We start from the raw sequence: 13741 nt of genomic DNA, 5'->3' as shown, positions 1-13741 counted from the left end.
AGAGACGGAGCCGACCGATGTCATCCACCGAAATCTCGCCGCTGGCGCCGTCGACCACGCCCGCGCTGCCCGAGATCGCGGGCGTGCGTCTGGCCACTGCCCAGGCCGGCATCCGCTACAAGGACCGCACGGACGTGCTCTACGTGGCGCTCGACGAGGGCACCGCCGTGGCCGGGGTGTTCACCCGCTCCCGCTGCCCCTCCGCCCCGGTCGATTGGTGCCGCGATGCTCTGACCACGGGCCTCGGCGCGCGGGCGCTCGTCGTCAATTCGGGCAACGCCAACGCTTTCACCGGCCTGAAGGGCCGCGAGGCCGTGGCGCTCACCGCCGAGATCGCGGGGCAGGCGGCGGGCTGTGCCCCGTCCGCCGTGATGATCGCCTCGACCGGCGTGATCGGCGAACCGCTCGATGCCCGCAAGTTCGAGGGCGTGTTGGCCGATTGCGCCGCGCGCGCCGAGGGCGGCGCCGAGGCCTGGGCGCAGGCGGCGACAGCCATCATGACGACGGATACCTTCCCGAAGCTCGCCACCCGCCGCACCGAGATCGGCGGCGTGCCGGTGACGATCAACGGCATCGCGAAGGGCGCGGGTATGATCGCCCCCGACATGGCGACGATGCTCTCCTTCGCCTTCACCGATGCGGCCCTGCCGCGGGAGGTGCTTCAGACCCTCCTGAGCGAGGGCACCAAGACCTCGTTCAACTGCGTGACCGTGGACGGCGACACCTCCACATCCGACACCCTGCTGCTCTTCGCCACCGGCACGGCGGGCAACGAGGCGGTCGGCGATGCGAACGATTCGCGGCTGGCCGCTTTCCGCGCCGCGCTCGACGATCTGCTGATCGAGCTGGCGCAACTCGTCGCCCGGGACGGGGAGGGCGCCAACAAGCTCGTCACCGTCAGAGTGGAGGGCGCCGAGAACGACGCGTCGGCCCACCGCATCGCCATGTCGATCGCCAACTCGCCGCTGGTGAAGACGGCGGTGGCCGGCGAGGACGCCAATTGGGGCCGCGTCGTCATGGCCGTCGGCAAGGCCGGCGAACCCGCCGACCGCGACCGGCTGGCGATCTGGTTCGGGGACGTTCGCGTCGCCGTGCAGGGCGCGCGCGATCCCGATTACAGCGAGGCCGCGGCCAGCGCCGTGATGCGCGAGCCCGAGATCACCGTCCGGGTCGATCTCGGCCTCGGCCAGGGGCGGGCGCGGGTTTGGACCTGCGACCTCACCAAGGCCTACGTCGCGATCAACGGAGATTACCGCTCGTGAAGCTCGCCCCCCTCGCCGCGCTGGCGCTCCTCGCGTTTCCCATCGCCCCCGCCGCGGCGGACGACGAGGGCCGCATCCGTGTGATCGGCCGGGCCTCGCAGGAGATCGCACCGGATTTCGCCTCGGTGCAGATCGGCGTGGAGAGCCGCGGCGCCACCCCGGCCGCCGCCCTCGACGCCGCGAGCCGGGCGGCCAAGGGCATCATCGCCACGGCGCGAGAGATGGGCGTGGCCGAGGCCGATATCGGCACCTCCTCCGTCACGCTTCAGCCACGAACCCGAACCGTACGCCGGCCGGACGGCACGACGGATGAGCAGGCCGACGGCTACACGGCAGGCAACCGCGTGCGCGTGCGCCTCGCGGAGATGGGCAAGCTCGGCGAACTGATGCGGCGCGCGCTCGATTCCGGCGCGAACCGCATCGAGGGGATCAGCTTCGGCCTGCGCGATCCGCAGGCGGCCGAATCCGCGGTGCAGGTCGGGGCGGTCAGGGATGCGCGCGCCCAGGCGGAGCGCATCGCCGAGGCGACCGGCGTGAAGCTCGGCTCCGTCCTGTCGATCGACTCGCCCCCCCGGGCCGAGCCGCGCCCGATGCCCTACGCCCTCTCCATGGCGAAGGCGGCGGCACCGCGCGGCCGCACCGCGGTGCCGGTCGAGGCCGGCTCGATCGAGACTGCGGCCGAGGTCGAGGCGGTCTTCGCGATCGGCCGATGAGCGCGGTCCCCCTCAAGCTGCTGCTCGTCGTCGCGGCGGCCCTGGTCGATGGCGACGGGCGAGTGCTGATGGCCCAGCGTCCGGAGGGCAAGGCGCTGGCAGGCCTGTGGGAGTTTCCCGGCGGCAAGGTCGAGCCCAATGAGCGACCGGAGGAGACCCTGATCCGCGAACTCGCCGAGGAACTCGGCATCGCGGTGAAGGAGCCGTGCCTCGCGCCGCTCACCTTCGCGAGCCACGCCTATCCGGATTTCCACCTGCTCATGCCGCTCTACATCTGCCGACGTTGGGAAGGGTTTCCGCAGTCGCGCGAGGCGCAGGCGCTCCGCTGGGTCCGCCCGGGCGCGTTGCGCGACCTGCCGATGCCGCCGGCCGATCTGCCGCTGATCCCCTTCCTGATCGATCTGCTCGGCCCTTGACCGGGGCCGGGCCCGGCGGGGACGGGCGGGATGGCGCGACGGGCGAAGGCGGCGGTCGAGACGGCGGCAGCGGAGGCGAAGCCGGCCGCCGCGAAGCCGCGCAAGCCCCGCAGCACGACCCCGACCCGCGAGAGCCTCGCCGCACTGAGCCACGAGCGGCTGATCGCGCTGGTCCTCGAAGAGGTCGGCCAGAGCGCCGCCTTCAAGAAGCGGGTCAGAGCCGCTCTCGCGGCTCTGCAGGGACCCGACACGGTGGCGGCCATGATCGACCGGCGCCTCTCGGCCCTGGAAAAGGCGCGCGGCTACATCGACTGGCAGAAGCGCCGGGCCTTCGCCGCCGACCTCGACGCGACGCTCGCCACCATCCTCGCCGACCTGAAGCCCCTCGATGCGGGATTGGCCCTCGACCGGCTGCTGCGCTTCCTGCTCGGCGCCGACGCCACGCTGGAGCGGGTGGACGATTCGAGCGGGCAGGTGCACGCGGTCTACGAGGCGGCGGCGGAAGCCGCCTCCGGACTCGCGGCATCCCTGCCCGCCGATGCGGCCGTGCGCTTCGCCACACGCGCCCTCGCCGGTCTCGAAGGCGACGGGTTCGGCCTCATCGGCGGCCTGCTGGTCGACCTCCTGCCCAACCTATCCGCGGCGGCGCTCGATCCCCTCGACGCGGCCCTGACGGAGGCGATCGCGGCGCTGCCGGCTTCCGAGGGCAAGGGTGCCGTCCTCGCCGCCGGCGGCCAGGAATGGGAGCGGCGCTATCAGCGTCACCGCCTCAACCGCCTGCGTCAGGTCATCGCCGACATCCGCGGCGACGCCGACGCCTTCATCGCCATCGAGCAGGAGATGTCGCCGGAGCAGCCCGACACCGTCGCGGTGGCCGAGCGCCTGCTCACGGCGGGCCGCGCGGCAGAAGCCCTCGACTGGATTCGGCGCCGCCGGAGGCAGGGCATGCGGGTCGTCACCCGCGCCGATCTGATCGCGGGAGAGATCGACGCCGAGGGGCCAGACCGGGCGCGGGAGGCGGTCGAGATTCGCATCCTCGACGCCCTCGGGCGCAGGGACGAGGCCCAGAGCCTGCGCTGGTCGCGCTTCGAGGCGAGCCTCGACCCGGATGTCCTGCGCGACTATCTCGCCCGCCTCCCCGATTTCGAGGACGAAGAGGCCCTTGAGCGCGCCTTCGCCCACGCCGCGAGCCGCAAGGACCCGCATGGCGCGCTCTCCTTCCTGATCCGCTGGCCGAACCTCGACCGCGCCGCGCGCCTCGTGCTCGATCGGCGCCGGGAATGGTCGGGCCGCATCTGGGAGTTGCTGGCGCCGGCCGCCGAGGCGCTGGAGCCCGATCACCCGCTCGCGGCGAGCATCCTCTACCGCGCGCTCATCGACGACATCCTGGAGCGCGGTCGCGCTCCCGCCTACGGGCACGGCGCCCGACACCTCGCGCGGCTGGGCGAACTGGCCCGGGAACTGGCGCCCGGCGACCTTTCCCCGAGCCACGAGGCCTATGCGGCGGGGTTGCGCAAGGCGCATGGGCGCAAGAGCGGATTCTGGTCGCAGGTGGCCGGCTGACGGCAAATCCTCGCACGCCGCTCGCCGACCGTCATTGCGAGCGACAGCGATCCAGGGCGCGATCTTTCCGGCGGGTGCGGCGCGCTGAATCGCTTCGGCTCCGCCTCGCGATGACGGGCAAACATGCCTTCAGCGGTGCCCCCTCGGTCACGCTTCGATCGCGTCGACGCGATCCGGGTAGAACGCGACATGCCCGCGAATGCGCGAGACGGCCGGGAACGGATTCTCGTAACTCCAGGCCACGGCCGGGCGCAGCGCGCCGCCGACCGAGAGATCGAAGTAGGACGCCTCGCCCTTGTAGGGGCAATGGCTGCGCTGCGGGCTCGGCGCCAGGGCGGCGGCGTCGATATCCGCGCGCGGGACGTAGAGGACGGCCCCGTAGCCCGCCTCGCGCAGTTCGAGCGCCCGGTCGGTCTCGGCGACGATGCGTCCCCCGGCGATTACCCGCACATGGCCCCCATGCGGCGTGATCGTGATCGGATGGTGAGGCCCGGGCTCCTTCACGATTCGTCTCCCCGAAGCGGCAAGGTATGTTCGGCGGTGCCGAGGGCATCGGCGAGGCGCGCCTTCGCGCTGCCCGGCCGCAGCGGCTTCTGCTGGCTCTCGTGGGGCACCCAGCCCGAGAGCCAGAGAATCTCGAAGGTCGCGCGCAGGCGCCCGTCCGGGTCGGAGAAGCGCTCGGCGTAGATTTCGGCGGCGCGCAGGAGCGTGCGGCGGCGCAGCGGCGTGCGGCGGCGGTCGGTCAGGGCGTTGGTCAGGCCCATCGCCCGCAGATCCCGCATCAGCGCGAACGGATCGCCGTAGCGCACGGTGATGATGTCGGCATCCACCACCGGCAGGGCGAAGCCCGCCCGCTGCATCAGACCGCCGAGGTCTCGCAACTCGGCGAACGGCGCGACGCGAGGGCTGGCGCCGCCCTCCGTCTCGCTCTCGGCCTGGAGAAAGGCCTGACGCAGCTCGGTCAGGCTCGCCCCGCCGAGCAGGCAGGCGACGAGCAGGCCGTCCGGCTTCAATGCGCGCCGGGCCTGGATGAGGGTGCCCGGTAGATCGTTTACGTGTTGAAGCGCCAGCGCCGAGACGGCGAGATCGAATCCCGCCGTCGCGCCGAAGGGCAGGAATTCGGGATCGCCGACCAGCGAAGAACCGGGTTCCGAGACTGGGCTCAGGCGGATCATCCGCTCGACCCGTCCGCTTCGGCGCAGCCGCTCGGCCAGGGCCGGCAGCGGCGTGCCGAGGTCGAGCCCGAGGGGGAAAGCGCGGGTCACCGCCGCCAGACGATCCTCGAGGTCGTCGGCGACGCGCTCAAGCAGGAAGCCGGCATAGCCGCCGGCACGGGCTCGCCCGATGCGGTGGCGGACGAGGCTCGAATCGAAGAGGGGAGATGTCGTGTTCATGGATGTCGGCAGATGGTGCGGCGGAGCGGTGTCGGCCAGGGTCGGGCCGCTGCCTCCCATCCCGCGTAAGGCCTGTCTCGACAAGGGGCTGGACGGTTCGATCGTGGCTTACGTTTCGTTATCCCTCGCTGGCGAAATGTCCGGGAACCGAAGCTTGAAATGTCCGTTTCTGCCCGTCGATCAAGGAGATTGAACATGACACGGATTTTCATCCGCGCCGGTCTGATCTTTGCCGCCGTCGCTCTTTCCAGCGTTGCGGAGGCCAAGGGCTGCATGAAGGGTGCCGTGGTGGGTGGCCTTGCCGGACACGCCGTCGGTCACGGCGTCGCGGGTGCCGCCGCCGGTTGTGCCGTCGGCCACCACCGGGCCAACAAGAAGGACAAGGCGGCCCAGGACAGCGGAAGCGCGGGCCGCTGATCGGTTGAGGCGGTCCCGTTCGCATGCGCGGACTTCCCGGTCTCGCCGGGAGTCTGCGCCGGGCGGCGGCGACCGCCATCGGCCTGATCTACCCGCCGACCTGCGTCGGCTGCGGTGCTGCCACCGGTGACCCGCACGCGCTCTGCGCCGCCTGCTGGAGCGGGCTCCGGCTGATCGAACGGCCCTTCTGCGAGCGCCTGGGCACGCCCTTCGCACTCGATCTCGGCATCGGCGCCCTCCTCTCGCCGGGCGCGATCGCGGAACCGCCCGTCTATGACCGTGCCCGTGCGGTCGCCATTTACGAGGGTACCGCACGAGACCTCGTCCATCGCCTGAAATACAACGACCGCCTCGACCTCGCCCGGACCATGGCCCGCATGATGGCCGGCGCCGGGGGCGAGTTGCTGGACGGGGCCGACCTGATCCTGCCGGTGCCGCTCCATGGCCTGAGACTGTGGCGGCGGCGCTTCAATCAGGCCGCCCTCCTCGCGCGCGAGATCGGACGCCTCTCTGGCAAGCCCTGCGACCTGCGGGCACTGGCGCGGGTCAAGGCGACGCGGCCTCAGGTGGGTCTCACCCGCCACCAGCGCGCCGAGAACCTGCAGGGAGCCTTCCGGGTGCCGGTCGGGGCGCGCCCGAGGATCGCCGGGCGTCGCCTGCTCCTCATCGACGACGTCACGACCACCGGCGCGACCGGCAACGCCGCGGCCCGCGTGCTCCTGCGCGGCGGCGCGGCGAGCGTCGATCTGCTCACCTTCGCGACCGTGACGCGTGACGGGCTCTGATCGCCCGACGCGAAACGGGGGCCATGAAGGCCCCCGTCTGGGATGGCATGACCGCGCCCGGCTCAGGCGGTGGCGTGTTCGATCCGGGCACCGGCGGCGGCCTGCGTCTCCGCCGGCTGATCGAGCACCTTGCCCCGCGGGCCGACCCAGCTGCCGACCCACTTGCGCTGCCACATGAAGAGGCAACCGAGCACGACGCCCGTGAACACCGCGTAGGAGACGAAGCCGGTGGCAAAGCCCCCCGTGTACTGCTTCGAAAGACCCATGACGTTGGGCAGGATCGCCCCGCCGAGCGCGCCGACCTCACCGATCATCGAGCCGGCCACCGCGGTGTTCGTGGGCCAGCGCAGGGGCACGAGCTGGAACAGCGCGCCGTTGCCCGCACCGAGCGCGGCGAAGCAAAGCATGAACAGGATCGTGGTGACGGCCAGCGAGGGCGTCGCGGTGAGCGCGAGGAACGACCCGATCGCCGCGAGCAGGACCAGCGAGAGCACGAGGATCCCGCCCATGCGGTCGGCATAGTAGCCGCCCACGATGCGGATGCCCGAACCCATCAGAGCGGCGAGCATGGTGAGGCGTCCGGCCTCGACCTTGGTGACCGCGAACTGCTCGTAGAAGAAGGTCGGCAGGAAGTTCGAGAGGCCGATGAAGCCGCCGAAGGTGATGACGTAGATCAGCGAGAAGGCCCAGCCGTCCTTCGTGAACAGGCAGGAGACGTGCTCCTTGAAGCTCTGGCCGTGGCAATCCGGCGGCTCCTTGGCGAGGAAGATCATCACCAGGATCGGCAGGATCATCACGATGCCGGCGAAGCCGTAGACCGCCTGCCAGCCATAGGCCTGGGCCAGGGGCGGGGCGAACAGCACGGCGAGCACGGTGCCCGAATTGCCCGCCCCCGCGATGCCCATGGCGAGCCCCTTGTGCTCCGGCGGGAACCAGCCCGAACCGAGCGAGAGCGCCACGCCGAAGGACGCTCCGGCGATGCCGAGGAGCACGCCCATCGCCAGCACGTCGTTGTAAGTAGAAACGAAGAAGAAACCGTAGATCATCGCCAGTACGATGACACCCATCTCGGTGAGCGCGGCGTTCTTGCGGCCGATATACTGGGCGAGCACGCCGAGCGGAAAGCGCATGATCGCGCCCGCGAGGATCGGCAGCGAGATCATGAAGCCGGTCTGGGCCGGGCTGAGCCCGTAGGTCTCGGTGATGAACGGACCCATGGCGCCGTTCAGCACCCAGATCGCGAAGCAGAAATCGAAGTAGAGGAAAGCGGCGAAGAGGGTCGGGGGGTGGCCCGACTTCATGACCGTCTTGAAGGAAGCCATCGGCGTGCTCGTTCGGCTTTGACGCGCGCCGCCCGGACGCGCCGGGCGGGGCCGCTCATGCGGGGAGGTTGTCCGGACAGGCGCCGTCCGCATCGCGGGGCGCCGTTGCCCCGCCTGCCACCCGGAGGTAGCGGTCAGCCCTGATGCAGCCCTCGTGCCAAATCGTCGGACGGCCTCTTCGCCCAGGACCTTCCCAGCGAAGCGCTTGAAACGCTGCCGCTTGCCGCTCGGCCGTGCAGCGATGCCTAGGAAGGATGCAACCGCTTCGTTGCCTCAAGCGAGGGCAGTGCCGCGATCCACAACGCGGACGACGCTGCGGCCGCTACCGCGCTTCTCCACGCGGATCTGGACAGCGATGCGCTCCATCATGCCGGCGACATGGGTGATGACGCCGACCTTCCGGCCGCACCCCTGGAGCGTCTCCAGCGCATCGACGGCGAGATCGAGGGTTTCGGCATCGAGCGAGCCGAAGCCCTCGTCGATGAACAGGGTGTCGACGAAGGATTGCCGCCCCTCCAGGCCCGACAGCGCGAGCGCGAGCGCCAGGGAGACGAGGAAGCGCTCACCCCCCGAGAGGCTGCGCGTGGCCCGGCGCTCGTCGCCCATATCGCGATCCACGACGTGGAGGGCGAGGTCGGCCCCCGCGCTGCGGGCGAGGCGGTAGCGCGGGCTGAGCGCCCGAAGCTGCTCGTTGGCGAGATGAACGAGGTGATCGAGGGTCACGCCCTGCGCAAAACGGCGGAAACGGTCGCCGCCGGCCGAGCCGATCGCCTCCTCGACCCGGTGCCAGGTAGAGAGTTCGGCCCGCGCCGTCTCGATCTGCCCGGCGAGGTCGGCGGCCTTGGCGCGTGCCGCCTCGTCCCGGCGCAGTTCCGCGTCGAGGGCGCCCAACCGCTGCTGTGCCTCCGCGATCGCCTCCGAGAGGCGCGCGGACTCGGCCCGGGCCGCCGCCAAGTCGATCTCGACCTCCGAGCGGAGCGCATCGAGATCCGCACGGCGTGTGGCGAGCGCGGTCGCGGCCTCGCTCTCCTCGCGCGACAACCGGTCGAGCCGCGCGCGCAGCGCGGTTCGCGCCTCTGGGGGCAGCGCGAGGAGGGCGGACACCGCCTCGCGTCCCCGCGCGCCGCAAGCCTGGGTGAAGGCCGCGTCGGTCGCAGCGTAGCGGGCGTCGGCACGCTCCGCGGCCGCGGCGGCACCGGCCGCTTCGGCGATGGCACCCGTCAGGGCGCGGGCAGCCTCGGCACAGGCCGCCTGCGCCTCCTTCAGCGCATCGCGCGCCGCGTGGCGCTCGTTGTTGAGCCGGGTGCGGTGGGCACCGGTCGCCTCGCCGCCGAGGAGGCCGGCCCGCTCCTGCCGTGACTGCGCCAGCCGCGCCTGCCGCTCGGCCGCCTCGGTGCGGGCCTTGGCTGCCGCGCGCGCCTCGGTCTCGCTCAAGGAGGCTGCAGCGGCCCGTTCCGGAGCCAAGGCCGCGATCTGGGCCTCGAGCTCCGCATGCTGCGCGCGCAGGCCCGCATAGGCCTGCCCGAGCGCGGCGATTCGATCGGCCGCTTCCTCCGAGGCGCGGTCGAGATCGGGCAGGCTCAGGTCGGCGGCACTCAGGGCAGGGCCGATCTCGTCCGAGAGATCGGCGACGCGCTGAAGCAGCGCGGCGCGCGTGCTCTCGGCCCGCTCGGCGGCGAGTCCGGCCTCGGTCCGGCGCCGGGTGAGGGCGTCGAGGGCACGGGTCTCCGCCTCCGCCCGCGCCTCGGCCGCGTCGCGATCCCGGATCAGGCCGTCGATCTCGCCGCGCAGGGTCCGCGCTGCCGTCAATGATCGAAGGACCGCGTCGCGCTCGGCCCGCGCCGTTGCCCCGGTTGCGGCCAGCACCGGCGCATCGGGCTCCTGCGGCAGCACGCAAGCGAGCCCGGCGGCTTCGAGCGCGGTGGCCAGCGTGGGCAGAGCGGCGCGGTAGCGGGTGCCCGCCGCCGCTGCGGCTTCGGCGGCCGCGGCGGCCCGCTCCTGTGCGTCTTCGAGCCGGCCCTCCGCCGCCGCCGCGTCGCCGCGGTCGCGGTCGCGGGCGGCTTGATGCCGACCGATCCGCTCATCGAGTTCGGCCCGCCGGGCGCGCATCTCCCCGGCGAGCCGACCGAGCGCACCCTCGGATTCGTGGGCGTGGGGATGGTCGGCGCTGCCGCAGACGGGGCAGGGGCCGCCGGACACGAGCAGGCTGCGCAGGCGCGCGGCCTCGCGCGAGACGCTCTCTTCGGCGAGTTCCGCCAGCGGGGCGATCTCGGAGCGCCGGATTCCGGCCTCCTGAAGTGCCGCGTCCTCGACCGCGTAGCGCGCCGCGGCCTCGGCGAAGGCCGCGGCGGCTTCCGTCTCCGCCTCGGCGGCGGCCGCGCGATCCGCCAGCGCCGTGGCATGGCGTCCGGCCAGGGCGTAGGCTTCGCGAAGTAGATCGAGCAGGCCTTCGAGGGCTCCAGCCCGGACCTGCGCCGCCGGCTCGGCCAGGGCTTCGAGCGCCGCCTCGCGTTCGGCACGGGCGGCGGCCAGTGCCTCCCGGCGCGCACGAAGCTCGGCGAGGCGGACCGTTCCGGCCTGCGCGTCGCCGTCGCACGCCGTGATCTCGCATCGGCGCGCGGCACCTTCCGCCGCGGCTGCCTCGGCCTGACCACGAAGCCGCGCCCGCTCGCGGATGCGCCGGGCGAACTCGTCGCCGCGTTCGGCCAGAGGAGCGTGGGCGCGGTCGGCGTCGAGGCGACGGGCCGCGGCCGCGCCGGCCTCCCGCGCCTCACCAAGACGCAGGTCGAGCGCGGCAAGGGCGATCCTCGCCGTCTCCGCCGCCTCGGCGGCGCGGCTCGCGACCTGCCCGGCTCCGGCCGCCTCCTGCTCCGCATGGGTGACGGCGGCGTCGAGCGCGGCGGCCCGGTCCCAAACCGGACCGAAACTCTTGAACACGGTTTCCGCCGCCTCGTCCGCGGCACTCGCTTCGGCGCGCGTCGCCTCGCAGGCCTCGGCGCGGCCTTGCGCCGCCGTGACGCGAGCCCGGACGGCCTCGACCGCGGCCCGCGCCGCCTGACGCTCGCGGCCCACCTCGTTCAACGCTTCGACCCGGCCGCGCAACGGCTCGACCGCGTCGAGCTCGGCGAGATGCGTCCGGTCCGAGGCGGCGGCTGCCGAGACCTCCCGGGTCGCCGCGGCGCGCTGCTCGGCCTGGGCCAGCGCGGTGCGCGCCGTTTCGATGCGGCGGGCGGTTTCGAGGATACGGCCGACCGCTTCCTGCTCCACGTGCCATGCCGCGACCTGAGCCAGGCGCTCCGCGCGCTCCGTGTCGCGGGCCTTCACGCCGTCCTCATCGAGCAGGCCGATCTCCTGGCGGCGCATCTCGAGCGCCTCGACCGCGCGGCGGTGCTCCTCGTAGCCGAGGTGAACCCGCTTCGAGATCTCGGAATAGATCGCCGTGCCGGTGATCTTTTCCAGGAGCTCCGCCCGCTCGCCCTCGGCGGCGAGCAGGAAGGCGTCGAACTCGCCCTGCGCCAGCAGTACCGTGCGGCGGAACTGGTCGAAGTTCAGATCGGTCAGCTCGACCACCTTCTCCAGCACGGCAGTCTTCCCGGCCGCGACGGCGCTGCCGTCATCCAGGCGGTGCAGGCGGCGGCGCTCGGCCTGGAGCTTGCCCGTCGCCCGGTTGCGGGCGCGGTAGGCTTCCCAGCCGACGCGGTAGGCGACACCGTCCCGGCCCACGAAGTCGACTTCGGCGAATCCCGCCCCCGCGCCCCGGCGCAGGATCGCCCGCCCGTCACTGGCGCTCAGCGCCTCGCCGCCCGGATCGGGCACGTCCTCGCGGCGGCTGACGGCGACGCGGGGATAGCGCCCGTAGAGTGCGAGGCAGAGCGCGTCGAGGATGGTTGACTTGCCGGCGCCGGTCTCGCCCGTGATCGCGAACAGGCCGGTGGCGCCCAGTGGCTCGGCCGCGAGATCGACCGCGAAGGGTGCGGCAAGGCTCGCGAGATTCTCGCCCCGGATCGCCAGGATGCGCATGGCGATAACCCCTCAGGCCTCGGCCCGGGCGCGGTGGAACACGTCGAGATGGGCGGGCTCCGGCTCCTCGTCCCATTTCGCCCGGTAGGCGAGGCGGAACAGTTCCTCAGGGTCGCGCTCCGACAGGCGCGGGGGCGGCACCTCGGTCTCCGCGACCCCGGCGGCGACCTGCGGGGGCACGGTGACGCGCACATCCACCACGCGCACCGGAAAGCCCTCGGCGATGCGGTCCACCTCCGCCCGGTAGCCGGGCAGCAGACCCTCGCGGGCGAGCCGGACCTGGATGTAGGGCCGGTCCTCCGGGGGCAGGCTCGGATCGAGGCCCAGGGCGGCCAGATGGTCGCCGAGATCGTCCAACGGCATGTCGCCGGATGCCGGCAGGCGCAGGAAGGGCACGGGCCGGGCGATCTCGATATGCTCGATGACAGCCGATCCGGTTCCCAGCGTCACCAGGGTCACGCCGTGGCGATAAGGCTGCTCTGCGGCCGAGAGCGGAATCAGCGAGCCGCAATAGCGGACCTGCCCACGCCCGAGTTCCTGCGCCCGGTGGAGATGGCCGAGCGCCACGTAGCGCGCCTCGTCGGGGAACACGTCGGCCGGCACCGCGTGCTCGCCGCCGACGAGGATGCGGCGCTCGGCGCCCTCGGATTCGAGGCCGCCCGCCACGTGGAGATGGCCGGTGACGACCAGCGGCAGACCCTGCAGGCGCGGACGCGCCGCCTCGAAGAGCTGACCGTAGAGATCGCGCACCGCGCCGACGATCGGCGAGGCGTCGCCGGCTCGCGTCTGCCGGCCGAGCGAGGAGAGCGGCGGCAAGCAGGCCGCGGTGGGGTAGGAGACGGCGAGCACCTGCGCGGCCGTCTCGCCGTCGGCGCTGCGCACCGGAACGAGGTGCCGCGCGAGATCGATCGCGCCGTCGCGTCGCCGAACATTGCCGACCACGTGCACGCCGATCGCTTCGAGCAGGGGGCGAGGCGCCTCCAGCCGGCCGGCGGCATCGTGGTTGCCGGCGGTGATGACGATGGTCATGGCCGGCCGCGCCGCGTGCAAACGGGCCATCAGCGCGTAGAACCGCGCCTGCGACTCGCCGGAGGGGTTCTGGCTGTCGAACACGTCCCCGGCCACGACCAGCGCATCGACCTCGCGCTCGACGACGATCGCTTCCAGCCGCCCGAACACGGCGTCGTGCTCACGCTCGCGCGAGAAGCCGCGCAGGGTCTGACCGATATGCCAATCGCCCGTGTGGAGGACGCGGATCACTGGGGACGCCACTCGCGCGAGAACCGGGCCGCACCGGCGGCCGTCAGGACCGGCTTGTAGCGATTTGCGCAGCCGGCTTCGAGTGGCCGCCGGCCGCGGGGCCCGGATCTCCTGTGATTTCGCGCGTTTCCGCTCGAAAGCCGCTCAGTGGCAGACGGTGACCGTCTTCACGAGCCAGCCCTGATCGGCCTGCCAGAGCTTGCGTCGCACGCGCGAGCAATTGGCCGGCTCGGCCGCCGTCCAGGCGGTCTGCGGCGCGACGGGGGTCGGCTGGGCCAGCGGCGGCGCGGCCTTGCGGGGCGGCGCGGCCTTGCGGGCGGCCAGGGCCTCGCTCGGCAGCGTCAAGCCGAGGCAAAGCAATCCGAGCGAGAGGCGGAGGATCGAGGCGCGCAAGGGAATGGGTCCGTGGTCGGGGCCATACGGCCACGCTCGATCTAGTGAGTGGCCCGGCCAAAGCAATCGCCGCGCGCCACAATTCGCCACGGCATCCGCACAATTTTTTCGAAATCGTTAAAGCCATCTCGAAAGCGCATAACGGGTCTGCCTGTAACCTCACGGACACAATGTTCGCACAGTCGCGGTGTGATGG

General features: G+C 72.4%; 12 protein-coding genes. 6 read left to right on the top strand and 6 right to left on the bottom strand.

From position 1 onward, the window contains the following. Positions 1 to 17 precede the first annotated feature (17 nt). From argJ to BY998_RS16225, 4 genes are read left to right on the top strand one after another with little or no spacing between them, the layout of a single operon-like run. Positions 18 to 1262 carry a bifunctional glutamate N-acetyltransferase/amino-acid acetyltransferase ArgJ gene (argJ, locus tag BY998_RS16240; RefSeq protein ID WP_110352653.1) on the top strand — a complete coding sequence of 415 codons (1245 nt, stop codon included), beginning with the start codon at positions 18 to 20 and terminating at the stop codon, positions 1260 to 1262. Then, positions 1259 to 1975 carry an SIMPL domain-containing protein gene (locus BY998_RS16235; protein WP_110352652.1) on the top strand — a complete coding sequence of 239 codons (717 nt, stop codon included), beginning with the start codon at positions 1259 to 1261 and terminating at the stop codon, positions 1973 to 1975. The genes argJ and BY998_RS16235 overlap by 4 nt, the downstream gene beginning before the upstream one ends. Continuing rightward, the gene (locus tag BY998_RS16230) at positions 1972 to 2391 is read left to right on the top strand and encodes a (deoxy)nucleoside triphosphate pyrophosphohydrolase (RefSeq protein ID WP_110352651.1); all 420 of its coding nucleotides are present in this window, start codon (positions 1972 to 1974) and stop codon (positions 2389 to 2391) included. Before BY998_RS16235 ends, BY998_RS16230 begins: the two co-directional genes overlap by 4 nt. 30 nt (positions 2392 to 2421) lie before the next feature. After that, positions 2422 to 3954 carry a DUF6880 family protein gene (locus BY998_RS16225; protein ID WP_110352650.1) on the top strand — a complete coding sequence of 511 codons (1533 nt, stop codon included), beginning with the start codon at positions 2422 to 2424 and terminating at the stop codon, positions 3952 to 3954. Positions 3955 to 4101: 147 nt separating this feature from the next. On the opposite strand, the gene BY998_RS16220 is transcribed toward BY998_RS16225, so the two are convergent. Both BY998_RS16220 and BY998_RS16215 read right to left on the bottom strand, forming a co-directional pair. Further along, on the bottom strand, positions 4102 to 4458 hold the full coding sequence (locus BY998_RS16220; protein WP_110352649.1) for a DUF427 domain-containing protein: 357 nt from the start codon (positions 4456 to 4458) through the stop codon (positions 4102 to 4104). After that, positions 4455 to 5348 carry a methyltransferase domain-containing protein gene (locus BY998_RS16215; protein ID WP_110352687.1) on the bottom strand — a complete coding sequence of 298 codons (894 nt, stop codon included), beginning with the start codon at positions 5346 to 5348 and terminating at the stop codon, positions 4455 to 4457. Before BY998_RS16215 ends, BY998_RS16220 begins: the two co-directional genes overlap by 4 nt. Before the next feature lie 195 nt (positions 5349 to 5543). On the opposite strand from BY998_RS16215, the gene BY998_RS16210 reads away from it, so the two are divergent. Both BY998_RS16210 and BY998_RS16205 read left to right on the top strand, forming a co-directional pair. Further along, a complete protein-coding gene (locus BY998_RS16210; RefSeq protein ID WP_110352648.1) occupies positions 5544 to 5765 on the top strand; it encodes a hypothetical protein in 222 nt (73 codons plus the stop codon). A 23-nt stretch (positions 5766 to 5788) separates the two neighbouring features. Next, a complete protein-coding gene (locus BY998_RS16205) occupies positions 5789 to 6550 on the top strand; it encodes a ComF family protein (protein ID WP_110352647.1) in 762 nt (253 codons plus the stop codon). A 62-nt stretch (positions 6551 to 6612) separates the two neighbouring features. Here BY998_RS16205 and BY998_RS16200 read toward each other — a convergent pair whose 3' ends face one another. The 4 genes from BY998_RS16200 to BY998_RS16185 form a co-directional block, all read right to left on the bottom strand. Further along, positions 6613 to 7872, bottom strand: a complete 1260-nt coding sequence (locus BY998_RS16200; RefSeq protein WP_110352646.1) for an MFS transporter — start codon at positions 7870 to 7872, stop codon at positions 6613 to 6615. 273 nt (positions 7873 to 8145) lie between these two features. Then, entirely contained in the window at positions 8146 to 11892 is a 3747-nt protein-coding gene (locus BY998_RS16195; RefSeq protein ID WP_110352645.1) for an AAA family ATPase, read from the bottom strand. A gap of 12 nt (positions 11893 to 11904) precedes the next feature. Next, positions 11905 to 13152 (bottom strand): exonuclease SbcCD subunit D, encoded by a 1248-nt coding sequence (locus tag BY998_RS16190; RefSeq protein WP_110352644.1) that lies wholly within the window; start codon positions 13150 to 13152, stop codon positions 11905 to 11907. 144 nt (positions 13153 to 13296) lie between these two features. Next, the gene (locus tag BY998_RS16185; protein WP_110352643.1) at positions 13297 to 13545 is read right to left on the bottom strand and encodes a hypothetical protein; all 249 of its coding nucleotides are present in this window, start codon (positions 13543 to 13545) and stop codon (positions 13297 to 13299) included. Positions 13546 to 13741: the final 196 nt, after the last annotated feature.

It is taken from the genome of Methylobacterium sp. B4, assembly GCF_003201865.1.
Lineage (GTDB): Bacteria > Pseudomonadota > Alphaproteobacteria > Rhizobiales > Beijerinckiaceae > Methylobacterium.
The sequence above is the reverse complement of the archived record's forward strand: the minus strand, read 5'-3'. Positions and strand labels throughout refer to the sequence as shown.

Bases quoted from the DNA above. Each gene is read 5' to 3' on its own strand.
- argJ (WP_110352653.1), top strand. From the start codon at position 18: ATGTCATCCACCGAAATCTCGCCGCTGGCGCCGTCGACCACGCCCGCG.
- BY998_RS16230 (WP_110352651.1), top strand. From the start codon at position 1,972: ATGAGCGCGGTCCCCCTCAAGCTGCTGCTCGTCGTCGCGGCGGCCCTG.
- BY998_RS16225 (WP_110352650.1), top strand. From the start codon at position 2,422: ATGGCGCGACGGGCGAAGGCGGCGGTCGAGACGGCGGCAGCGGAGGCG.
- BY998_RS16215 (WP_110352687.1), bottom strand. From the start codon at position 5,348: ATGAACACGACATCTCCCCTCTTCGATTCGAGCCTCGTCCGCCACCGC.
- BY998_RS16210 (WP_110352648.1), top strand. From the start codon at position 5,544: ATGACACGGATTTTCATCCGCGCCGGTCTGATCTTTGCCGCCGTCGCT.
- BY998_RS16205 (WP_110352647.1), top strand. From the start codon at position 5,789: ATGCGCGGACTTCCCGGTCTCGCCGGGAGTCTGCGCCGGGCGGCGGCG.
- BY998_RS16200 (WP_110352646.1), bottom strand. From the start codon at position 7,872: ATGGCTTCCTTCAAGACGGTCATGAAGTCGGGCCACCCCCCGACCCTC.
- BY998_RS16195 (WP_110352645.1), bottom strand. From the start codon at position 11,892: ATGCGCATCCTGGCGATCCGGGGCGAGAATCTCGCGAGCCTTGCCGCA.